This is a genomic window from Hephaestia mangrovi, assembly GCF_019880555.1.
In the GTDB taxonomy this organism is placed as follows: domain Bacteria; phylum Pseudomonadota; class Alphaproteobacteria; order Sphingomonadales; family Sphingomonadaceae; genus Sphingomonas; species Sphingomonas mangrovi.
In genome coordinates this window covers 67731-89349 of sequence record NZ_JAINVU010000006.1, presented here as the reverse complement: position 1 = coordinate 89349, position 21619 = coordinate 67731, and the positions used below count along the sequence as shown (strand labels likewise).

The 21619-nt window shown below is 67.7% G+C and carries 26 protein-coding genes; 5 read left to right on the top strand and 21 right to left on the bottom strand.

Annotation, left to right across the window (positions count from 1 at the left end; translation table 11 throughout):
- Positions 1-70: 70 nt before the first annotated feature.
- Entirely contained in the window at positions 71-1069 is a 999-nt protein-coding gene (locus K7G81_RS14070; protein WP_223031449.1) for an adenosine kinase, read from the bottom strand.
- Between the two features lie 137 nt (positions 1070-1206).
- On the opposite strand from K7G81_RS14070, the gene K7G81_RS14065 reads away from it, so the two are divergent.
- Complete coding sequence (locus K7G81_RS14065) at positions 1207-1575, top strand: hypothetical protein (protein WP_223031448.1); 369 nt, start codon at positions 1207-1209, stop codon at positions 1573-1575.
- 6 nt (positions 1576-1581) lie between these two features.
- On the opposite strand, the gene hslU is transcribed toward K7G81_RS14065, so the two are convergent.
- The 3 genes from hslU to hslV form a co-directional block, all read right to left on the bottom strand.
- Complete coding sequence (hslU, locus tag K7G81_RS14060; protein WP_223031447.1) at positions 1582-2883, bottom strand: ATP-dependent protease ATPase subunit HslU; 1302 nt, start codon at positions 2881-2883, stop codon at positions 1582-1584.
- 50 nt (positions 2884-2933) lie between these two features.
- Complete coding sequence (locus K7G81_RS14055; RefSeq protein ID WP_223031583.1) at positions 2934-4013, bottom strand: FAD-dependent oxidoreductase; 1080 nt, start codon at positions 4011-4013, stop codon at positions 2934-2936.
- Between the two features lie 137 nt (positions 4014-4150).
- Positions 4151-4702: an ATP-dependent protease subunit HslV gene (gene hslV, locus K7G81_RS14050; protein WP_223031446.1), complete on the bottom strand. Its 552-nt coding sequence runs from the start codon at positions 4700-4702 to the stop codon at positions 4151-4153.
- Positions 4703-4828: 126 nt separating this feature from the next.
- Between hslV and K7G81_RS14045 the strand changes: the two genes are divergently transcribed.
- Together K7G81_RS14045 and folP are read left to right on the top strand one after the other, a co-directional pair.
- Entirely contained in the window at positions 4829-6016 is a 1188-nt protein-coding gene (locus K7G81_RS14045) for a Yip1 family protein (protein WP_223031445.1), read from the top strand.
- A gap of 63 nt (positions 6017-6079) precedes the next feature.
- Complete coding sequence (gene folP / locus K7G81_RS14040) at positions 6080-7147, top strand: dihydropteroate synthase (RefSeq protein ID WP_223031444.1); 1068 nt, start codon at positions 6080-6082, stop codon at positions 7145-7147.
- 254 nt (positions 7148-7401) lie between these two features.
- On the opposite strand, the gene nrdR is transcribed toward folP, so the two are convergent.
- The 8 genes from nrdR to K7G81_RS14000 all read right to left on the bottom strand — a co-directional run bounded on the left by nrdR (position 7402) and on the right by K7G81_RS14000 (position 13195).
- Entirely contained in the window at positions 7402-7863 is a 462-nt protein-coding gene (gene nrdR, locus K7G81_RS14035) for a transcriptional regulator NrdR (RefSeq protein ID WP_223031443.1), read from the bottom strand.
- A gap of 42 nt (positions 7864-7905) precedes the next feature.
- A complete protein-coding gene (gene glyA, locus K7G81_RS14030) occupies positions 7906-9213 on the bottom strand; it encodes a serine hydroxymethyltransferase (RefSeq protein ID WP_223031442.1) in 1308 nt (435 codons plus the stop codon).
- A complete protein-coding gene (rpiB, locus tag K7G81_RS14025) occupies positions 9210-9662 on the bottom strand; it encodes a ribose 5-phosphate isomerase B (RefSeq protein ID WP_223031441.1) in 453 nt (150 codons plus the stop codon). The genes glyA and rpiB overlap by 4 nt, the downstream gene beginning before the upstream one ends.
- A 73-nt stretch (positions 9663-9735) precedes the next feature.
- Positions 9736-10422: an ATP12 family chaperone protein gene (locus K7G81_RS14020; protein WP_223031440.1), complete on the bottom strand. Its 687-nt coding sequence runs from the start codon at positions 10420-10422 to the stop codon at positions 9736-9738.
- Entirely contained in the window at positions 10419-10637 is a 219-nt protein-coding gene (locus K7G81_RS14015) for a hypothetical protein (protein ID WP_223031439.1), read from the bottom strand. Before K7G81_RS14015 ends, K7G81_RS14020 begins: the two co-directional genes overlap by 4 nt.
- Positions 10634-11236, bottom strand: a complete 603-nt coding sequence (locus K7G81_RS14010; RefSeq protein WP_223031438.1) for an FMN-binding negative transcriptional regulator — start codon at positions 11234-11236, stop codon at positions 10634-10636. Before K7G81_RS14010 ends, K7G81_RS14015 begins: the two co-directional genes overlap by 4 nt.
- Positions 11236-12342 (bottom strand): RluA family pseudouridine synthase, encoded by a 1107-nt coding sequence (locus K7G81_RS14005; RefSeq protein WP_223031437.1) that lies wholly within the window; start codon positions 12340-12342, stop codon positions 11236-11238. Before K7G81_RS14005 ends, K7G81_RS14010 begins: the two co-directional genes overlap by 1 nt.
- Before the next feature lie 142 nt (positions 12343-12484).
- Positions 12485-13195: a hypothetical protein gene (locus tag K7G81_RS14000; protein ID WP_223031436.1), complete on the bottom strand. Its 711-nt coding sequence runs from the start codon at positions 13193-13195 to the stop codon at positions 12485-12487.
- A 147-nt stretch (positions 13196-13342) separates the two neighbouring features.
- Between K7G81_RS14000 and K7G81_RS13995 the strand changes: the two genes are divergently transcribed.
- Positions 13343-13564, top strand: a complete 222-nt coding sequence (locus K7G81_RS13995; RefSeq protein WP_223031435.1) for a hypothetical protein — start codon at positions 13343-13345, stop codon at positions 13562-13564.
- Between the two features lie 33 nt (positions 13565-13597).
- On the opposite strand, the gene K7G81_RS13990 is transcribed toward K7G81_RS13995, so the two are convergent.
- The 7 genes from K7G81_RS13990 to K7G81_RS13960 form a co-directional block, all read right to left on the bottom strand.
- Entirely contained in the window at positions 13598-14233 is a 636-nt protein-coding gene (locus K7G81_RS13990; protein WP_223031434.1) for a MarC family protein, read from the bottom strand.
- Complete coding sequence (gene folD, locus K7G81_RS13985) at positions 14233-15108, bottom strand: bifunctional methylenetetrahydrofolate dehydrogenase/methenyltetrahydrofolate cyclohydrolase FolD (RefSeq protein WP_223031433.1); 876 nt, start codon at positions 15106-15108, stop codon at positions 14233-14235. The genes K7G81_RS13990 and folD overlap by 1 nt, the downstream gene beginning before the upstream one ends.
- A 10-nt stretch (positions 15109-15118) precedes the next feature.
- Positions 15119-15421 carry a YggT family protein gene (locus tag K7G81_RS13980; protein WP_223031432.1) on the bottom strand — a complete coding sequence of 101 codons (303 nt, stop codon included), beginning with the start codon at positions 15419-15421 and terminating at the stop codon, positions 15119-15121.
- A gap of 61 nt (positions 15422-15482) precedes the next feature.
- Complete coding sequence (gene argB / locus K7G81_RS13975) at positions 15483-16379, bottom strand: acetylglutamate kinase (RefSeq protein ID WP_223031431.1); 897 nt, start codon at positions 16377-16379, stop codon at positions 15483-15485.
- 47 nt (positions 16380-16426) lie between these two features.
- The gene (locus tag K7G81_RS13970) at positions 16427-17695 is read right to left on the bottom strand and encodes an SAM-dependent methyltransferase (protein ID WP_223031430.1); all 1269 of its coding nucleotides are present in this window, start codon (positions 17693-17695) and stop codon (positions 16427-16429) included.
- Between the two features lie 17 nt (positions 17696-17712).
- Positions 17713-18474: a molybdopterin-dependent oxidoreductase gene (locus tag K7G81_RS13965; RefSeq protein WP_223031429.1), complete on the bottom strand. Its 762-nt coding sequence runs from the start codon at positions 18472-18474 to the stop codon at positions 17713-17715.
- Positions 18471-19220, bottom strand: coding sequence for a cytochrome b/b6 domain-containing protein (locus K7G81_RS13960; RefSeq protein ID WP_223031428.1), 750 nt, complete (start codon positions 19218-19220; stop codon positions 18471-18473). Before K7G81_RS13960 ends, K7G81_RS13965 begins: the two co-directional genes overlap by 4 nt.
- Positions 19221-19306: 86 nt before the next feature.
- On the opposite strand from K7G81_RS13960, the gene K7G81_RS13955 reads away from it, so the two are divergent.
- Positions 19307-19924 (top strand): flavin reductase family protein, encoded by a 618-nt coding sequence (locus K7G81_RS13955; RefSeq protein ID WP_223031427.1) that lies wholly within the window; start codon positions 19307-19309, stop codon positions 19922-19924.
- Here K7G81_RS13955 and K7G81_RS13950 read toward each other — a convergent pair.
- Positions 19902-21206, bottom strand: a complete 1305-nt coding sequence (locus K7G81_RS13950; RefSeq protein ID WP_223031426.1) for an MFS transporter — start codon at positions 21204-21206, stop codon at positions 19902-19904. The two genes, K7G81_RS13955 and K7G81_RS13950, sit on opposite strands and share 23 nt — an antisense overlap.
- Complete coding sequence (locus K7G81_RS13945) at positions 21203-21613, bottom strand: antibiotic biosynthesis monooxygenase family protein (RefSeq protein ID WP_439649554.1); 411 nt, start codon at positions 21611-21613, stop codon at positions 21203-21205. Before K7G81_RS13945 ends, K7G81_RS13950 begins: the two co-directional genes overlap by 4 nt.
- Positions 21614-21619: the final 6 nt, after the last annotated feature.

The window sequence follows — 21619 nt, the reverse complement described above, 5'->3', positions numbered from 1 at the left end:
TTGTTATTCGGCAGCGGAAATCGGCTAGCGCAGGGTTCAGCCCGAGGGCCGAACCCGAACTGGCCGACGCTCAGCCGAGCTTCCTCGCGATCAGCGCCTTCATGTCGCATTGCGGCCGCGCGCCGACATGGCTGATGATCTCGCCCGCGCAGATCGCGCCCATGCGCAGCGAGGTTTCGAGATCGTGGCCCTGCGCCTGGCCGTGCAGGAAGCCGGCCGCGAACAGATCGCCGGCGCCGGTCGTGTCGACGACGCGGTCGATCGGTTCGGCCTCGACCGAGACGTGCTTGCCGTCGCGCACCGCCATCGCGCCCTTCTCGCTGCGCGTCGCGACCAGTGTCGGAACCTGCGGCGCGATGCGATCGACCGCGACTTGCCAGTCCTCGGTCTCAGCGAGGGCGAGCAGCTCGTTCTCGTTGGCGAACAGGATGTCGATCAGGCCGTCGGCGATCAACGCGCGGAAATCGTCGCCGTGGCGCGAGATGCAGAAGATGTCCGAGAGCGTGAAGGCCACCTTGCGCCCCGCCTTGCGCGCGACCTCGATCGCGGCGCGCATCGCCGCGCGCGGCTCCTCCGGATCCCACAGATAGCCTTCGAGATAGAGGATCGCACCATCGGCGATGAGATCGAGGTCGAGCGCGCTTTCGGGCAGGAATTGCGAGGCGCCGAGAAAGGTGTTCATCGTCCGCTGCCCATCGGGCGTAACGAAGATCAGGCAGCGCGCGGTGGTCGGATCGCCGGCACGCGCCGGGGTATCGAAATGAATGCCGAGCGAACAGATGTCGTGCGCGAAGATCTGGCCCAGTTCGTCATCGGCGACCTGGCCGATGAAGCCGCATGTGCCGCCCAGCGCCGCGATGCCCGCAACGGTGTTCGCGGCCGATCCGCCCGAAACCTCCTGGCCCGGCCCCATCTTGGCGTAGAGCGCATCGGCGTCCTCGGGCGAGAACATCAGCTGCATGGATCCCTTGGTCATGCCTTCCTGGGCGAGGAAGGCGTCGTCGGCCTGGGCGAGCACGTCGACGATGGCATTGCCGATCGCGACGACGTCGAAACGGGGAGAGGTCACGCAAGTCTCCTGCGAAAGAACGGGAAGAGCGGCCGAACGGCCGGATGGGCGTGCGTTAAAGCCCATGGCGCATCACTGCAACCGCTCGCCGCTGACGCCCCTTGCCCGCGGTGCTGCCACGCGGCAGGAGGAAAGCGATGACGCGCCTGCTGCCCCTCGCCCTCGTTGCGCTGCCGCTCGCCGGCTGCGTCAGCGCCCCCGTCGCCCGCCCGACCAAGCTGCCCGATCGTGCCCCGCCCAGCTTTACCGACGTCGGCCTGGAACGCGTGATGGGGCAGAGCGCGCCGGCGCTGATCGCGCTGTTCGGGGAGCCTGATGCCGATGTTCGCGAAGGTGATGCGCGCAAGCTGCAATTTGCCGGGCCGATCTGCGTGCTCGACACCTATCTCTACCCCAAGCACGGCAAGCAGGTGGTTACCTATGTTGACGCCCGCCAGCCGAGCGGCGCGGCGATCGACCGTGCGAGCTGCGTTGCCGCCCTCACCCGGCGCAAGGGCGGCAAGTAATTCGAATCAAAGGACGAAACGGCTGAGATCGGTGTTGCGGGCAACCTCGGCGAGTTGCGTGTCGACATAGGCCGCGTCGATCGTCAACTTCGCGCCGGCGCGATCCTCGGCGTCGAAACTGATCTCCTCGAGCAGCTTTTCCATCACCGTCTGCAACCGCCGCGCGCCGATATTCTCGATCTCGCTGTTCACCTCGGCGGCGATCCGCGCGACCGCCTTGATACCGTCCTCGGTGAACGTCACCTCGACGCCTTCGGTCCCGATCAACGCCTTGTATTGCTGCGGCAACGAGGCGGTGGTGTCGCTGAGGATCGAGACGAAATCGTCCTCGGTTAGCGCCTTCAGCTCGACGCGGATCGGCAAGCGGCCCTGCAGTTCGGGCAAGAGGTCGCTGGGTTTCGCGACGTGGAAGGCACCCGACGCGATGAACAGGATATGGTCGGTCTTCATCGGCCCGTATTTGGTCGCGACCGTGGTGCCCTCGATCAGCGGCAAGAGGTCGCGCTGCACGCCCTCGCGGCTGACCGAACCGCCGCTGCGATGCTCGGACATGGCGATCTTGTCGATCTCGTCCAGGAACACGATGCCGTTGGCCTCGGCATCGGCCAGCGCGACACGGCTGACCTCGTCCTGATCGAGCCGGGCGTCGGCTTCCTCCTCGACCAGCTTGTCCCACGCCGCGGCAACGGTGATCTTGCGGCGCTTCTTCTGGCCGCCGCCGAACGCCTTGCCCATCATGTCGGAGAGGTTGATCATGCCGACCTGCCCGCCGCCGGGAATCTCGAACGGCATCTGCGGCGCGGCTTCGAGATCGAGCTCGATCTCCTTGTCGTCGAGATGGCCGTCCTTGAAGCGCTGGCGAAAGGCCTCGCGCGTCGCGGTCGACGAATCCTTGCCGGTCAAGGCATCGAGCAGACGGTTCATCGCCGCTTCCTCGGCCTTGTCCTTCACCGCGGCGCGGCGGCGCTCCTTCTCCAGCCGGATCGCTTCCTCGACGAGATCGCGGGCGATCTGTTCGACATCGCGGCCGACATAGCCGACCTCGGTGAACTTGGTCGCCTCCACCTTGACGAACGGCGCATCGGCGAGCTTCGCCAGCCGCCGCGAAATCTCGGTCTTGCCGCAGCCGGTGGGGCCGATCATCAGGATGTTCTTGGGCGTTACCTCGTCGCGCAGCTCGGCCGGCAATTGCTGACGGCGCCAGCGGTTGCGCAGGGCCACCGCGACGGCGCGCTTGGCGTCCTTCTGGCCGATGATGTGTTGATCGAGCGCGGCGACGATCGCCTTCGGAGTCAAATTGTCGTTCATTGGTCTCTCAAGTGGAAGTGCGCGCCATATCGGTAGCGGGGGACGGTCGATCAAGCGCAGGCCAGCCGCCGGGCGATCGCGCTGTGCCGCGCGATCAGGCGCTGGGTGGTGGCGGGATCGACCTCGGTCGACCAATCGCCGCGATCCGCGGTGCCGCCGAGGATGACGCCGTCGCTGCGCGAGAACATGTACATGCCGTTCCCGGTTTCAACGGCATAGTCGACCTCCGGCTGGGGCAACAGCACGGCGAGCTGGCCGCGCATCGGCGTGATCTCGTCATCGCCGAACAGCGCGCCGGCGCCGAGGCCGGTGCAATTGAACACGAGGCTTTCGGGCAGCGCCGCAACCTCGGCGGGCGATGCGAAGGCGCGGACATCAACGCGGCCGCCGGCGATCCGGATATCGCGCAGCATCGCCCGCAGGAACCGCGGCGGTTCGATCAACATGCCATCGAACTGGCCGACATATTTGTAATCGAACCCGCGCGCGCCGGCGCCGAGATCGCGCGCCTCGGGCAGCATCGATTGCATCAGCCGATCGGTGTCGCTGTCGCCCGGCGCGCGATCCGACAGCAGATAGTTCGTCATCCAGCGCACGCCATAGTCGTCGCCGATCATGATCTGATAGCGCTGATAGGCATAGCTTGCCGCAGCGACGAGCTGCTGCTCGAACGCGGGCGTGAGCTTGTCCGAATCGTAGAGGATCGACGGATACCATTGCCCGCCGGCGATGTTCGAGGTCGTCTCCGGCGGCAGCGCCTCGGCATAGATCGTCACCGGATAGCCCGCTTCCTGCACGAGGCGTGCCGTCGTCAGCCCGACCACGCCCGCACCGAGCACCGCGACCGGCCCCTGGTGGCCCGGCAACCCGAGATTGGTCGCCAGCCGCGAGGTGCCCCAGGACAAGGTGATACCCGATCCGCCGTGGCCGTAATTATGCACCAGCGTCTTGTCGCCGAAGCTCTCGGCACGGACGACGAAGCCCGAGGGACGGTAGGGCCGCAAGCCGACCAGCGTGCGGATCACGCGATCGGCGGCGACATTGACGCGGGGGAGACAAGCGGCGTGCGCTGTGGCGGGCCTGACGCCCGCCGCGCAGCCTGGGAGCGCGAGGGCGCCGGCCCCGGCAATGACGGAGCGCCGCGAAATACTTCCAGTTCCCCGGCGAAGGCCGGGATCCAGTCGGGAAAGCGGTTGTAACGACGCGCGGCGCCCGACAACCGAAACCTTCCCCCCTGGGCCCCGGCCTGCGCCGGGGTGCGGTGACGTCACGAAGCGCTCTCCAGCGTCTCCACGGTGAGGTTGTCGTTGGTATAGACGCAGATTTCCGCGGCGATCTTCATCGCCCGCCGGGCCAGCGTCTCGGCATCGGGCTCATATTCGGCAAGCGCGCGCGCCGCGGCGAGCGCATAATTGCCGCCCGATCCGATCGCCGCGATCCCGCCATCGGGATCGAGCACGTCGCCATTGCCGGTGAGGATCAGCGTCACATCCTTGTCGGCGACGATCATCATCGCTTCCAGATTGCGCAGATATTTGTCGGTCCGCCAGTCCTTGGCGAGCTCGACCGCGGCGCGCAGCAGCGCACCGTGATGCTGTTCGAGCTTGCGCTCCAGCCGTTCGAGCAGGGTGAAGGCATCGGCGGTGGCGCCGGCGAACCCGGCCAGCACCTTGCCATCGGCAAGCGTGCGCACCTTGCGCGCGCTCGGCTTCATCACCGTCTGACCCATCGAGACCTGCCCGTCGCCGGCGATCACCACCTTGCCGTTCTTGCGCACGGAGACGATCGTCGTGCCGTGCCACGTCATGTCGTTGCTCATGGCGCGGCATATGGGGTAATATCGGCGCCGCCGCAACGCGGGGGCCTGTCGCGTCTGTGCTATAGTTCGATCATCGAAAGCGTCATCGTTCCCGCGTCCGCGAAGCGAAACAGGGGGATGGAACCTATGGCATCGCATTTCGACCACGGGGCGCCGGCCGGCATCGCCGCTCGCGCCAAGCGACTGATCCTGCAACCCAAGGCCGAATGGCCGCGCATCGACGCCGAGCCGATGAGCGTGCGCGGCATCATGACCGGCTGGGTAGTGCCGCTGGCCGCGATCGGGCCGGTGGCGCAGCTGATCGGCTCCCTGCTGTTCGGCTACGGCCTGTTCGGCATCCATTACCGCCCGACCATCGGCGCGGCGATCACCACCGCGGTGCTGGCCTATATCACCGCGCTGATCGCGACCTGGGTGCTGGCGCTGGTGATCGATGCGCTGGCGCCAAGCTTCGACGGCACCAAGAATCCGGTCCAGGCGATGAAGGTCGCCGCATTCTCGGCGACCGCGGGCTGGCTCGCCGGCATCTTCGGGCTGATCCCGAGCCTGGCCTTTCTCGGCCTGCTTGGCCTCTACAGCCTCTATCTGCTCTATCTCGGCCTGCCGCTGCTGATGAAGGCGCCGGCGGAAAAGGCGATGAGCTACACGATCGTGACGATCATCGTCGCGGTGGTGCTGTTCGTCGCGGCCGGGATGATCACCGGCGCGATCGCGCGCGCCCTGGTGCCCGCACCGCGGCTCGGCGACGGCACCATATCGGGCAGCGTCACCGTGCCCGGCGTCGGCAAGATCGATCTCGGCAAGCTGCAGGACGCGAGCAAGCAAATGCAGGCCGCGGCCGATTCGGCCGAGGGCAAGGCAGCCGCGGGCACGCCGAGCGCGATCGATCCGGCGGCGCTCCAGGCGATGCTGCCCGGCGCGATCGACGGCTGGCAGCGCACCGAGACCGAGAGCAGCGGCGGCGGCGCAGCGGGCATCGCCGGCAGCAACGCCAGGGCGACCTACGCCTCGGGCGACGACAGCTTCACGCTCTCGATCACCGATTCGGGCACGCTGGGATCGATCGCCACGCTGGGCGGCGCGCTGACCGGGCAATCGAGCCGGCAGACCGCGACCGGCTATGAAAAAACCGCGATGGCCAACGGCCATATGGTGCACGAGCAATGGGATAACAGCGCGCATTCGGGCAGCTACGGCACGATGGTCGCCAGCCGCTTCATGGTTTCGGCCGAGGGCAGCGCGCCGAACATCGACACGCTCAAGCACGCCGTCGCCGCGATCGATCCGGACAAGCTCGCCTCGCTCGGCAAATAACCGGCGCGAGTTGCCCGACGACGCCATCTGGTGCAGGGCCGGCGGGGTTGATCGGGGGAAGCCATGCCGCGCCTGCATTTGAGACCGGTTCAGTTCGTCGATTCGCCGGCCGGCCATGCCGACGGCGCGGTGGCGCGGCTCGCCGGCGGGATGCTGTGGTTCGCCGCTTACGAGCTGATCGAGGACGGCGTGCGCCGCACCGTGCCGCTGGCCGATCTCGGCGAGCGCCTGCGCGACGACGCCCGCGCCGCCGAGCTGCACGCGCGGATCACCGGCCCGCGCGCGCCGCTGACGCTGGGCAACCGCACGTTGCGGTTCGATCAGCCGCTGGTCGCCGGTATCCTGAACGTGACCCCCGACAGCTTTTCCGATGGCGGCGCGACGCATGGCGATCCCGCCGCGGCGGCCGAGGCCGGGCTGGCGATGATCGAAGCGGGCGCGGCGCTGATCGATCTCGGCGGCGAATCGACCCGCCCGGGCGCGCCGCTGGTGTGGGAAGGCGAGGAAGAGGCGCGCGTGGTGCCGGTCGTCGAGCGGCTGCGCGCATCGGGCGCGCCGATCTCGATCGATACGCGCAAGGCGCCGGTGATGGAGGCCGCGCTCGCCGCGGGGGCGCATCTGGTCAACGACGTCTCGGCGCTGCTGTGGGACGATCGCGCACTCGACATCGTGTGCCGCGCCGGCTGCCCGGTGGTGCTGATGCACTCACCCGATCCGAAAAAGGGCCCGCATGGCGAAGCGCGCTACGGCCATGTTCTCACCGACGTGTTTGACTGGCTGGAAGCGCGCGTCGCCGCCGTCGTCGCCGCCGGCGTGCCGCGCGAGCGGATCGTGGTGGATCCCGGCATCGGTTTCGGCAAATCGCTGCAGGACAATCTCGCGCTGATCAACGGGCTGGCGCTGTTCCACGGGCTCGGCTGCCCGATCATGCTCGGCGCGAGCCGCAAGCGGATGATCGGCGCGCTGTCCAATGCCGCGCCGGTCGATCAGCGGCTCGGCGGCTCGATCGCGCTGGCGGTGAAGGGCGCATCGCTCGGCGCGCAAGTGCTGCGCGTTCACGACGTGGCGGAGACGGTGCAGGCGCTCGCCGTGTGGCGCGGGTTGCAGGACCAGGCGCTGGTCGCGCTCTAGGGTGCGCAGGTATTCAGCCCAGGGCGGGCTGCAAAGCGCGGCTTTCTGCGCTTCCGGTGCTCACGTGCCTTAAGCACGCTGCGCGCCGGTTCTCGAAAGCCACCCTTTTCGCCTCACCCCGGACTGAATCCCCGCACACCCCAAAGTTTATCTCACGGATGCCGTCATGCCGAACTTGGTTCAGCATGAAGATGTTTATACGGGTTTTTCCCGATCCACGGCCGTTCGCCCGACAGGTTGGATTTGCCGCGCGCTCAGCTCTTGCCGACCTCGCTGACGCTGCCGGCGAATTCCTCGAAATCGCGCGCCTCGCGGAAATCCTTGTAGACACTCGCGAAGCGGATGTAGGCGACCGAATCGAGGCCTTTCAGCCCCTCCATCACCATCTCGCCGATCTGCTTGGCGGGGATTTCCGGATCGCCCTGGGTTTCCAGCCGGCGCTGGATGCCCGACACCAGCTTCTCGATCATCACCGGATCGATCGGCCGCTTGCGCGTGGCGATCGCGACCGAGCGCATCAGCTTGTCGCGATCGAACGGCTCGCGCTTGTCCTCGCTTTTCAGCACCCACAGCTCACGAAGCTGGATCCGCTCGAACGTGGTGAAGCGCGCCGCGCAGCCCTCGCATTGCCGCCGCCGCCGGATCGCGGCGCCGTCCTCGGTCGGGCGGCTGTCCTTGACCTGGCTCGCTTCGTGGCCGCAGAACGGGCAGCGCATTATTGTGTGTCCTGACGGACGCCGGCGCGGAAGCGCTGCACGTCACTCATAAATCGGGAAGCGCTCGCACAAGGCACGAACCCGCTCGCGGACATTGGCCTCGACCTGCGCGTCGCCCGCCTCACCATTCTTGCGCAGGCCATCGAGCACGTCGGCGACCATGTTGCCGATCTCGCGGAACTCGGCCGTGCCGAAGCCGCGCGTCGTGCCGGCCGGCGAGCCGACGCGGATGCCGCTGGTCTTGACCGGGGGAAGCGGATCGTTGGGGATGCCGTTCTTGTTGCAGGTGATGCCGGCGCGCTCCAGCGCCTCGTCGGCATCCTTGCCGGTGACGCCGAGCGGGGTGAGGTCGATCAGCGCGAGATGCGTGTCGGTGCCGCCCGAAACGATCGCGGCGCCGCGCTCCTTCAGCGTCGCGGCGAGCACCTTGGCATTCTCCACCACGGCGGCGGCATAGCCCTTGAAGCCCGGCTGCAGCGCCTCACCGAACGCGACCGCCTTGGCGGCGATGACGTGCATCAGCGGCCCACCCTGCAGCCCCGGGAACACCGCCGAGTTGATCTTCTTGGCGATCGCTTCGTCATCGGTCAGCACCATGCCGCCGCGCGGGCCGCGCAGCGTCTTGTGCGTCGTGGTGGTGACGACATGGGCATGACCGAACGGCGTCGGGTGCACGCCGCCCGCAACCAGCCCGGCGAAATGCGCCATGTCGACCATGAAGAACGCGCCCACCGCGTCGGCGATCTGGCGGAAGCGGGCGAAATCGATGTGGCGCGGATAGGCCGAGCCGCCGGTGATGATCAGCTTGGGGCTGTGCTCCTTCGCCAGCCGCTCGACCTCGTCGTAATCGATCAGGTGCGTGTCCGGCGTGACGCCGTATTGCACGGCGTTGAACCACTTGCCGCTCATCGCCGCGCGCGCGCCGTGGGTCAGGTGCCCGCCCGAATCGAGGCTGAGCCCCATGATCGTCTCGCCGGGCTTGACCAGCGCCAGCATCACCGCGCCATTGGCCTGCGCGCCCGAATGCGGCTGGACGTTGGCGAAACCGCAGCCGAACAGCTGCTTCGCGCGATCGATCGCCAACTGCTCGACCTCGTCGGACGGATGGCAGCCCTGATAATAACGCTTGCCGGGATAGCCTTCGGCATATTTGTTGGTGAACACCGAGCCCTGCGCCTCGAGCACGGCCTTGGAGACGATGTTCTCGGATGCGATCAGCTCGATCTGGTGCTGCTCGCGCTTCAGCTCGTGCTCGACACCGGCGAACACCGCCGGGTCGGCCGCGGCGAGGCCGCGCGTGAAGAAGCCGTCGGGCTGGACGTCGGAAAGGGCGGTCGGGTTGCTGCTCATGCGGGTTCCTTCGCGAAAGCGGGATGGCCGAGCTTGTCGACGCGGCCCCCGTGACGGCCGCCGGCAAAATCGGTCGAGAGAAAAGCGGTAATGCAGGCCTTGGCCATGTCCTCGCCGGTCAGCCGCGCGCCGATCGCCAGCACATTGGCATCATTATGCTCGCGCGCCAGCGTGGCGGACAGCGGCTCGGAGACGAGCGCGCAGCGGCACGCCGGATGACGATTGACCGCGATCGAAATGCCGATGCCCGATCCGCACAGCGCGATCCCGCGTGCCGCCCGGCCCGCCGCGATCGCCTCGGCAAGGCGGTAGCCGTAATCGGGATAATCGACGCGCGCGTCGTCATACGGGCCGAGATCGTCGACCTCATGCCCAGAATCGCGCAGCCACGCGGCAAGCGCGCCCTTCAGCGCGACGGCGGCGTGATCGGAAGCGATGGCGATGCGCATCGTGGCGGCGCCCTTCGACAGTGAACGAATGGCCGCGTCTTTAGGCGAGGCGGACGGCGAACGCCACAGGAGATCAACCCTGCCCGGCAAGATCGAGGAAACGCGCGCCCGCGTCGAAATCGGCACGATGGGCATCGCGCGCGCGGGCGGCGAGTTCGTCCTCGCCCCATTGCTCGGCCTGCCAGTCCTCGTCGATGCGCGCGGCGCGCCAGATCGAGTCGGCATCGGCTGCGCCGTCGCCGAGCGCCAGCGCCGCCACCAGCGAGCCGGTGACGGTGACGACCGGCGACAGCCCGGCCAGCTCGAACGGCGTGCATGCCGCCACCGCCTCGGCGAGTCGCGCGACGGTCGCTTCGGGCTGCGGCCGGTGGATGACGCCGGTGGCAATCTCGAAATGCACGTCGTAGCGGCGCCGCGCCCAATCGAGCAGCGGATCCCAGGCATCGCGCTGGCGAGCGACCAGTTCGTCGGGCGTCTCGGCACGATAATAGAGCAGATCGCTCTCGCCATAGCGGGCGAGGCCCGCCGCGAACGCCGCGGGATCGGGCGCGATACGATCGATCGCGGCATTGGCCAGCCCGGTCATCGGCATCGCGCGCGGATCGATCTCGCCATCGACCGCGCGCCATTCGTCCGCCACCGCCTCGGCCAGGCCCGCATTGGGCAGCACCAGCGGCGCGCGGCCCGGCGTGCGCACCGGCCGCCCGTCGAGGCGAACCTCGCCATCGACGATCGTCACCGCTTGCCAGAAGCGCTTCATTCGGGCGGCGTCCGCCAGCGATGCGCGAGCGAGCGCGGCACGATCGCGATCATCGCCAGCGCCGCCAGCACGATCGCCGCGCCGAGCAGCTTGTCGATCGTCGCGGTCGCGCGGGCGAGCAGGACCAGCCCGAACACCGCGCCGGCGGTGCCGATCAGCCGCACTGCGACGAGCGCGAAATAGCGGGTACGCGCGGTGGTGTCGGGATCGCTCATCGCGCCTGCCTCATCCATTCGGCGATCGCCGGCCGCCCCGCCGCCGCGATCGCCTCGGCCGCCGCGAGACGTGCGGCATCGGGCTTGTTCTGGCCCAGCTTGGCGGTGCCGCGCCACGCCCGCACCGTCATCGCGAACCCGGTGATGCCGCGCAGCAGCGCATCGAGCGCCGTGGCGTCCATCTTGTCGCGTGTCCACGCCGGCTTCGGCGCGAGCCGCGCTTCCTGCGCCGCCGCCAGCGCGTCGATCTGCGCGATCAGGCCGGCGCGATCGAGCGCCTCGACCGGCCCTTCAAGCTCGACCGCCAGATAATTCCAGGTCGGCACCTGATTGTGATCGAGCCCATACCAATCCGGGCTGACATAGCCATCGGGGCCGAGCACGGTGAACAGCGCGGTCGCGCCGGCGAGATGCCGCGTCAGGCCGTTGCCGCGCGCGAGGTGGAACAGCAGCCGGTCCTCGCCATCCCACACCGCCGGCAGATGCGCGACGCGCGGCCCGTCGGGCGTCGCCGCGAACAACGCGCCGAAGCCGATTTCCGCCACCAGCTGGCGCATCGTCCCCCGGTCTTCCCAGCGAAAGGCCTGATTGGGGTGCATCAGCCGCGCCGCCGGCCGCGTTCGCCGCGGCGTTCCTTGCGCACCGTCTTGGCATGCGCCTTCGCCCGCGCTTTCTGCGTCGCGCGGCTCGGCGGCGGGGCGTCTTCATCAAGCCGCATCGCATCACCCAGCACGGGATCGAAGCCGAGCAGCGCCATGCTCTCGCGAAAATGATCGGGCAGATCGGCCGAGACGTCGAGCTTGCCGCCATCGGGATGATCGATACGGATGCGCCGCGCGTGCAGGTGCATCTTGCGGCTCACCCCACCAGTGAGGAACGCCGCCTGCCCGCCATATTTGCCGTCGCCGACGATCGGGTGGCCGATCGCCGCCATATGCGCGCGCAACTGGTGCGTGCGCCCGGTAAACGGCTGCAGCTCGACCCAGGCGGCGCGATTGCCGGCGCGCTCGATCACCCGATAGCGGCTGCGCGCGGGCTGGCCGTTCTCCTCATCGACGTGCATCTTCTCGCCGCCGGTGCCGGGCTGCTTGGCGAGCGGCAGATCGATCATGCCATCATCGATGCTCGGCACGCCGACGACCAGGGCCCAATAGACCTTCCGCGCCGTCCGCCCCGAAAAGCTCTTGGCGAAGAATGCCGCGGCGCGCGCCGTGCGCGCCAGCAGCAGCGCCCCCGACGTATCCTTGTCGAGCCGGTGGACCAGCTTCGGCCGCGCCTCGGCATCGAATTGCAGCGCATCGAGCAGCCCATCGACATGATCGTGGGTCTTGGTGCCGCCCTGCGTCGCCAGCCCCGGCGGCTTGTTGATGACGATCGCCTGGGGATCGCGATGGATCACCATCGCACGGGCATAATCGACCTGATCGGGGCTGAGCGGCGGCCGCTCGCGCTTCGGCCGCGCCGGCTTGTCCTTGACCGGTTCGAGCGGGGGGACGCGGATCACCTGCCCGGCGACGAGACGATCGCCCGGCGTCGCGCGATTGCCATCGACGCGCAATTGCCCGGTGCGCGCCCATTTGGCGACGATCGTGTAGGTCGTTTCCGCCATGTGCCGCTTGAACCAGCGATCGAGGCGGATGCCGTCATCATCCTCGCCAACGGTGAACTGGCGGATTTCGGGCGAAGTGGCGGAAGGCGCGGGCATGATCCGCCCGCGTTAGCGCGATTGGCCGCTCGCCGCTACATCTCGTCTGAACGGCACCGGCCCGCTCCCCCACCCCACCATCCAGTCAGCATAATGTCTTGGGTGGTGGGGTGGGGGAGCGGGCCGGTGCCGCAGCAACGACTCACTTTCCGTTGTTGACGACCAGATCGACCGCGCTGCCGCCGCCATCGGCGGGATCGACGAACACGACATAGGCGCCACCGTCCTTTGCCCGCGTGCCACCGAGCACGCGCTCGCGCCCATCGGTCTGCTGCTCGCCGTCATAGCCGGCCTTCACCGCCTGGGTATAATACCAGTCGATCACCCGGTCCGCCGCAGCGGTGGTGGTGAAGCTGACGACGCGGAGCGCGCAGCCCGGCTTGTTCGATCCCGCCGCTTCGCTGACCTGGGCGCCGGGATAGACCGGCAGATCGCCGAGCCGGTTGACCCAACCGGCCGAATATTTGACGTCCGCCGAGCAATTGCCCTCGCCTTTCTGGCGGCTGGCAAGCTCGCCCAGCGTCAGCGCGCCCTTGCGCGAGGCGCATTGGGGGCAATCCTTGCCCGCGGCGGGCGCGTGGCGCAGCGGGCCGCTCGCCTGATCGGCACCCGCCGTCGCGGGAGCTTCCGCCGAATAGGGCTTGGCCGGCGGCCGCACCGCGGCGCCGTTGGCTTGCTGCGTCAGCGCCGGATCGACCATGATCTGATCGTTGAGCGCGCCGGCCAGCGCCGGATCCTGATCGTTGGCAGTCAGGCTGTTGTCGAGCGCATCGACCTGCTTGCGGTTCGAATGGCAGCCCGCGAGCAGCGCCGCGGCGGCGATGGCGAGCGGAACATGGTAGCGGAGCGACATCGGCAATTCCCCTTTGTTACGGGGGAATCTCGCGCAAAGCGTCAACAAAGCAATAATGATTCCGATGAAATCGCCCGAGCCGGCCGCCATGTCCCATCGCGGCACGAAACGCTTGCGCAACAACCATGGCGATCACATGTTGGCGGCATGTTCAACATCATCTCGATCCTGATCGGCTTGTTCGCGTTGCTTTGCGCGATCCCCGCCTTCATCCCGTTCCTCGGCGCGCTCAACTGGATCGTCGTGCCGATCGCCGTCGTCGGGCTGGTGTTCGGCATCTTCTCGTCACACAATAGTGGCCGCAACCTCAACATCCTGGTGATCGTGATCGGCGTGATCCGCCTGATGCTCGGCGGCGGGATTTTCTGAAGGGTCTGGCGCCGAAGTCCGGCACTGGCCGGCTCACCCCAGGCTGGCGCGAATGCCGTCGATCACGAATTGCGAGGCCAGCGCGGCGAGCAGCACGCCGAGCAGCCGAGTAATCACCGCCTCGATCTTCTGGCCCATGATCCGCATCAGCGGCCCGGCGAGCAGCAGCGCCGCCAGCGTGAGCAGCAGGATCGACCCCATCGCGCCGAGGATCACCAGCGTGCGCTCGATCCCGTGCCCGCGTGACATCAGCAGCATCACCGAAGCGATCGAGCCCGGACCGGCGATCATCGGCATCGCCATCGGGAAGATTGACACGTCCTCCACCTCGGGCGTGTCGATGATCTTCTGCGCGCGATCCTCGCGCCGCTGGGTGCGCTTTTCGAACACCATTTCGAGCGCGATCAGGAACAGCATGATCCCGCCCGAGATACGGAAACTGTCGAGGCTGATGCCGAGCGCCCTGAGGATATCCTGCCCGAACAGCGCGAACACGAGCAGGATCGCGGCGGCGACCATCACCGCGCGCAGCGCCATCGCGCGGACGTGCGTGCGATCGACCCCGGCGGTGAGCCCGGCATAGATCGGCGCGCAGCCCGGCGGATCGATCACCACGAAGAAGGTGATCAGCGACGAGACGAACAGCCCGGCGAGCCCGGTCGTCGGCATCACAAGGCGTCTTCGTCGAGCGCGAAGCCCTCGGCCCGCGCGGCGGAGACGAGCGTGTTGTGCATCAGGCAGGCGATCGTCATCGGGCCGACCCCGCCCGGCACCGGCGTGATCGCGCCTGCGACCGATGCTGCGCTGTCGAAATCGACATCGCCGACCAGCCCGTCCTCGGTACGGTTGATGCCGACGTCGATGACCAGCGCGCCGGGCTTGATCCAATCACCCTTGATCATCTGCGGCCGGCCGACCGCGGCGACGACGATATCGGCGCGGCGCACCACGCTGGACAGGTCATGCGTCTTCGAATGCGCGATGGTGACGGTGCAGCTTTCCTTGAGCAGCAGCGCCGCCATCGGCTTGCCGACGATATTCGAGCGGCCGACCACCACCGCGTCGAGCCCGGCGAGATCGGCGCGCTGGTCCTTGAGCAGCATCAGGCAGCCGAGCGGCGTGCACGGCACGAAGCCGGCAAGCCCGCTCGCCAGCCGCCCGGCGTTGACCGGGTGGAAGCCATCGACATCCTTGTCGGGATCGATCCGGGTAATCACCGCGCGCTCGTCGATCTGCGGCGGCAGCGGCAATTGCACCAGGATGCCGTCGACCGACGCATCGGCGTTGAGGCGATCGACCAGGGCGAGCAGCACGTCCTGGCTGGTGTCGGCGGGCAGGCGATGCTCGAAGCTCTCCATGCCCGCGGCAACCGTCGCCTTGTGCTTCGAGCGTACATAGACCGCCGAGGCCGGATCGTCGCCGACCAGCACCACCGCGAGCCCCGGCTTGCGGCCGATCGCCGCGGTGAAGCGCGCCACCTCGCCCGCCACCCGCTCGCGCAGGCCGAGCGCGAAAGCCTTGCCGTCGATGATCGTCGCGGTCATCTCGTCGTCCTCACATCGGCATGCCATAGGCGATGTTGAGCGCCAGGCGGTTGAGCACGATCGAGATGATCCCGATCAGGATCAGCACCACCGCGGGCGAGAAATCGATCGCACCGGTATTGGGCAGGATGCGGCGGATCGGCCGGTACATCGGCTGGCACAGCCGCTGGATACCGTCATAGAGCGAGCGGACGAAGCCGTTGTAGGTGTTGACGACATTGAACGCGATCAGGATCGATAGCACGAAATCGGCGATGACGATCCACCACACGACGTCGAGCAACACCTGAAGAATCTGGATGATGGTGAGCAAGCGGGTCCTCCCGGAGGCGTAACGATAGTGCTTTAGCGAAATAAGGCGGCGAACGACAGCCTCAACGCCCGACCAGCGTGCCCGCGCCGCGGCGGGTGAAGATTTCGAGCAGCATCGCGTGCGGCACCCGGCCGTCGAGGATCACCGCCGCTTCCACCCCGGCCTCGACTGCGGCGATGCAGGTCTCGAGCTTGGGGATCATGCCGCCGGTGATCGTGCCGTCGGCGCGCAACTCGGCGATGGCGGCGGCATCGAGATCGGTCAGCAGATTGCCGCTCTTGTCGAGCACGCCGGCGACGTCGGTCAGCAGGAACAGCCGCTTGGCGTCGAGCGCGCCGGCGATCGCGCCGGCCATCGTATCGGCGTTGATATTGTAGGTATGGCCGTCGGCGCCGATCCCGATCGGGGCGATCACCGGGATCATGCCCGAGGCCGAGACGGTGTCGATCACCGTGCGATCGATCGCCTCGGGCTCGCCGACAAAGCCGAGATCGACCGCGCGCTCGATATTGCTATCGGGATCGCGCGTCGTGCGGCTGACCTTGGCCGCGCGGACGAACCCGCCGTCCTTCCCCGAAATGCCGACGGCGCGGCCGCCGGCGGCGCCGATCCAGCCGACGATCTCCTTGTTGATCGCGCCGGAAAGGACCATCTCGGCGATCTTCGCGGTTTCCGCATCGGTGACGCGCAGGCCATCCACAAAGCTCGATTCGACACCGAGCTTCTTGAGCATCGCGCCGATCTGCGGGCCACCGCCATGCACCACCACCGGGTTGATGCCGACCGCCTTCAGCAGCACGACATCCTCGGCGAAATCGCGCGCCAGCTCGGGATCGCCCATCGCATGGCCGCCATATTTGACCACGAAGGTGGCGCCGGCATAGCGCTGCAGATAGGGCAGCGCCTCGGTCAGCGTCTCGGCCTTGGCAAGCATCGCGGGATCGGGGGCGTGAGTCATGCCCGCGCCCTTAATCGACCGCCGCGCGGCCGTCACCCCCATGCGGATCAGGCGTCGGCATGCTCGCGCGTCTCGGCGGCCGGCGCGGCGAGCGCCCGCTCGGCCGCGATCATGTAATCGCGCGTGATCGGCAGCGTGTGGCGATCGCGAGCGAATTGGAGCTGGTAATTGACCAGCCCGCCGTATCGGAACGCGGCATCGGCCCCGGCGAGATAGAATTGCCACATGCGATAGAAACGCTCGTCGTACAGCGCGACGATCGCCTCCTTCGCCGCCACCGTGCGCTCGTACCATTTCTTGAGCGTATGGGCGTAATGCAGCCGCAGCACCTCGACATCGGTCATCAGCATGCCGAGCCCTTCATACCCGCGCGCGATCTCCGACAGCGCCGGATTGTAGCCGCCGGGGAAGATGTATTTGGTCGTCCAGTCGTCGGTGACGCTGGGCTTGCCCTGGCGGCCGATGGTGTGGATCAGCATCACGCCGTTCGGCGCCAGCAGGTCGCGGCACTTGCGGAAGAAGGTGCGGTATTGCGGCGGGCCGACATGCTCGAACATGCCGACCGAGACGATGCGATCGAACGTGCCCGTCACGCTGCGATAATCGATCAGCTCGAATTTGACCTTGTCGGCGACGCCGGCTTCCTCGGCGCGGCGGCGGCAGACCTTGATCTGCTCCTCCGACAGAGTGACGCCGAGCACTTCGGCACCGGTTTTTTCGTGGATGTAGAGCGCCATCCCGCCCCAGCCGCAGCCGATGTCGAGCACCCGCATCCCTGGCTCGAGCGCCATCTTCGCAACGATATGCGCCTTCTTGTCGAGCTGCGCCTGATCGAGCGTCTCGTGCTCGGGATCGGTCCAATAAGCGCAGCTATATTGGCGGTCGCGATCGAGGAACAGATCGTAGAGCCGGTCGGAAAGATCGTAATGGTGCGCGACGTTGCGTTTCGACCGGCGCGCCATGTTGACCCGATCGATACGATGCTTGATCGCGCCGACGCCGCGCGCGATCGCGCTGCCGTCGAGAAAATCGGAGCCGCCGCCATAAGGCGAATTGGCCTTGGCGAGGCGGATGACGTCGTAGATGTCGCCTTCCTCGACCGTCACCCGGCCGTCCATATAGCCTTCGCCGAACTTGAGCGCCGGATTGCGCATGATCTCGCCGAGCATGCGATTGTCGTGGATACGGATCGTCACCGACGGGAAATCGGGGCTGGGATCGGGCGACCCGTAGGCCTTGGCCTGCCCCTTGTGGTCGATGACGGTCATCTGGCCGCGCTTGATCCCGCGCGTGAGGAAGATGTCGATCAGAGCCATGACGGCCTAGTTACTTATCAAATTCCAGCATACCAGTCATAATTTACACGATCCTCCCAATAGCCCCCCTTGCCGAGCCCGATTCCGGCGAGACTGGCGACCGCATCGATCGCCATGACGTACTTGGCCTGCTTGTAGCCGAGCTGCCGTTCGACCCGCAGCCGCAGCGGCGCGCCATGCGCGACGGTGAGCGGCGCGCCGTTCATCGCCCAGGCCAGGATCGTCTGCGGATGGAAGGCATCGATCAGGTCGATCGATTCGTAATAGGGCGTGCCGCCGATCCGATCGGCGCAGGTGAACACCACGTAGCGCGCGTCGCGGCGGATGCCCGCGGCCTTGAGCAACGTGCCGAGCAGCGGGCCATGCCACTGGCCGATCGCGCTCCATCCCTCGACGCAATCGTGGCGGGTGATCTGGGTGCGCGCCGGCAGCCGCCGCAGCCGATCGAGCGGAATCGACAAGGGCTTCGCGACCATGCCGCCGATCGCCAGCCGGTAATCGGCGAAGCGGTTGGCGACCATCGCGTTGTAGCTCGGCGTATCGGGATTGGCGGTGCCGTTCGACCGGAACACCGGCGACATCTGAGCCGTGCTATATTCGGGCGCCAGCGCATCGCGATTCATCAACGCGCGCTGCAGCCCGCGCTGCATGTCCTCGCCGGAGAACAGGATGCGGCGCGCCGCCGGCACCTGGACGACCTTGTCGCAGCCGGAGAGCAGCGCCCCGGCCCCCAGCGCGCCGGTGGTGACCAGCCGGCGGCGCGTGATCAGCCGGCTCATCGCGGCTCCTCCGGCACGTCCCACCAGCCGGTAATCATCGATTTCACCTCGTTGATCGGATCGGCCAGGATCACCAGCGCCAGATGGACGATGATGAACCCGACGATCAGCGCCATGCCGATGAAATGCAGCGAGCGCGCCGATTGCCGCCCGCCGGTAACGACCAGCAGCCACGGCCACGCCGCGTCCATCGCCGGCGACATGGCAAGGCCGGTCAAGAGCATCAGCGGAATGAGCACGAAGATGGTGACCACGTAGCTGAGCTTCTGCAGCGTGTTGTACGCGCCGGGACGTTCGGGATCGTGGAAGCGGAAGGCGAGATGCGCCTTGACGTCGGCCCAAAGGTTGCGCGGCGCAACTTCTCGCCGCCGCACGCGCAGATCGCGCTGGAAATGCCGGTTGACGAGGCTGGCGATCATGAACGCCAGCAGCCCGAAGCCGAGCACCAGCGCGAAGAACAGGTGCCAGCGCCGCGAGATGGCGAGATTGTAATGGGCGGGAATCGTCAGCCAGCCCGGCCAATGCGGCAGGTTGAGCCAGGGCGAATCGAAATTCGCGCCATATTGCCCCCAGTAAAGATGCGGATGCGCGTTGAGGATGCCGAGCCCGCTGCCGATCATGATGAAGATCGTCAGCGCGTTGAGCCAATGCCACAGCCGCGTCGCCAGCCGGTGGCGGAAGATCGTGAAGCGCTCCTCCGGGACGGCGTCGACGGTATCGTCCAGCGGTTCGGCGTGCGATGCCATATGTGCTCCTCGCTCGGCCGATCGATCGCGCGACCGGTCCTTCGCCCCACTTGACCCGATCGTTACAGCGATCATCTGATCGCGCAATGACCGATTTCCATTTTTACGAGCCCGCCGCCGGCCATGGCCTGCCGCACGATCCCCTGAACGCGATCGTCGCGCCGCGCCCGATCGGCTGGATTTCCACCGTCAGCGGCGCAGGCGTGCGCAACCTGGCGCCCTACAGCTTCTTCAACGCGATCAATTATTCGCCGCCGCTGGTCGCCTTCTCGTCGATGGGCTGGAAGGATTCGGTCGCCAATGTGAAGGAAACCGGCGAGTTCGTCTGGAACCTCGCGACTCGCGGGCAGGCCGAGGCGATGAACGCAAGCTCGGCGACGGTGCCGGCCGATGTGGATGAATTCGCGCTTGCCGGCGTCGGGTCGCTGCCGTCACGCCTCGTCCGCCCCGATCGCGTCGCGGGCAGCCCGGTGCAGTTCGAGTGCCGGCTGACCCAGTTGATCCGGCTCGAGACCAAGGAAGGCCGGGCGCTCGACCAATGGCTCGTGATCGGCGAGGCGATCGGGGTGCATATCGATCGCGACTGCCTGGAAAACGGCGTCTACCAGACCGCGCGGCCGCACCCGATCACGCGCGGCGGCGGCCCGGCCGATTATTTCGAGATCACCCAAGACGCGCTGTTCAGGATGCGTCGCCCGGGCTGAAACTGTCCCGCAGCCGCGCCCAGCCGATGGCGAAGGTGAGGAGGCAAGCCAGCCCCGCGGCGATATAGGGAATGGGGTGCCCCACCTCGTACAGGCCGACTCCGATCGACGGACCGAGCACGAAGCTGGCGCCGTTGATCGAGGTCACCTTGCCGGCCACCGATCCCTGCGCCGCCGGGCCGACCGCGAGCGAGGCCCCCGCGGTATATCCGGGCCGCGCGAACCCGAATCCCATCGAAGCGAGCGCATACGCCACCGCGATTGAATAAAGCGACGTCGCCAGCCCGGTCAGCACCGTGCCCGCCGCCGCCAGCGCGAGGCCGGTGAGTACCAGCCGGCGCGGGGTCAGCCCGAACAGCGGGATCAGCCCCCATTGCACGAGCAGTGCGGCGCCCGCGCCCATCATCAGCACGAGCCCGGTCGGCTCCAGCGCCTGCGCCGGCGGCAAGTGCAGCCGATCGATCACCAGGAAGCCGATCGCCTGCCCCGTCATCGCCTGGGCATGGCCGCTGACGAGGCCGATCGAGAGCCATGGCCGCACGCGCGGATCGCGAACCGAGACGGGCTCGATCCCCTCCGCCGTCGCCGCGACCACGCTGGCGCCGGTCGACTGGCCGCCGATCGACGGATAGCTCGCCGCCGCGCCATGGCCCTCATGATAGCCGCTGTCGCGCCGCAGCGTGCCGCGCACCGCGATCCACATCGCGATGCCCAGCGCGCAGGCGAAGAAGGCCGGGCCGGCCAGCCCGATCTCGATGCCGCCGAGCGATCCCATCTTGAGGAACGGCGCGATCGCCGGCCCCATGATCGTGCCCAGCCCGGTCGCCGAGGCGAGCAGCGTCAGCGCGCGCGTCCGCTCGTCATGCGCGGTCTTGTCGGCGACCAGCGCCTGCACCGCCGGCGGCGCCGCGGACCCGAACGCGCCGTAGACCAGCCGCCCGAGGATGAACAGCGCGAACGCCGTCGATCCCGCGATCCAGCCGTTGATCCCCGCGGCGAGGAACAGCCCGCACGTCCCAAGCGACACCGCATATCCGCCAAGCCCGGTGAGGATCATCGCCCGCCGGCCGTGCAGATCCGATCGCCGTGCCCAGATCGGCGCGGCGATCACCCACAGCAGCGCGGAAACCGAAAAGCACGCCGCCACCGCGCTGTCTGCCACCCCCAGCGAGCGGCCGAGCGCGGGGAGCACCGATTGCAGCGCGGTATTGCCCGCGGCGATCGTCAACATCACCGCGAACAGCAGCGCGAATTCCCGGCTGATCGCGGGGCGCGGCGTCATCCGCGCCGCCAATAGTAGCTGCGCGAGACTTCGGCGACGGCGACCTCGTACGCGTCATACCAGCGCCCCCGGCCGGCATCGCGGATGCGCGCGTGATCGGGATGGTCTCGCCAGGCGCGCGCGCTGGCATGATCGGCCCAATAGCTGATCGTGATGCCGGCCCCGCCCGCCTCGCGCACGCTGGTGATACCGCGATAGCCGGGCTGCTGCGCGGCGAGCGCTTCCATCGCCTCGGCCGCCGCGGCATAGCCGGCATCGTCGTCAGCATTGCGCTGCGACACGAAGATCACGGCGATCTGGCCGGCGCGCTCCCCCTCCATGCGGACAGTGAATAGGCGCTTCCGATCGCGGCGCAAACCCGGTATGGCGCCCGGCACGAAACCCCGGCGCTTGAATTGTCGTTGCATTCTTGC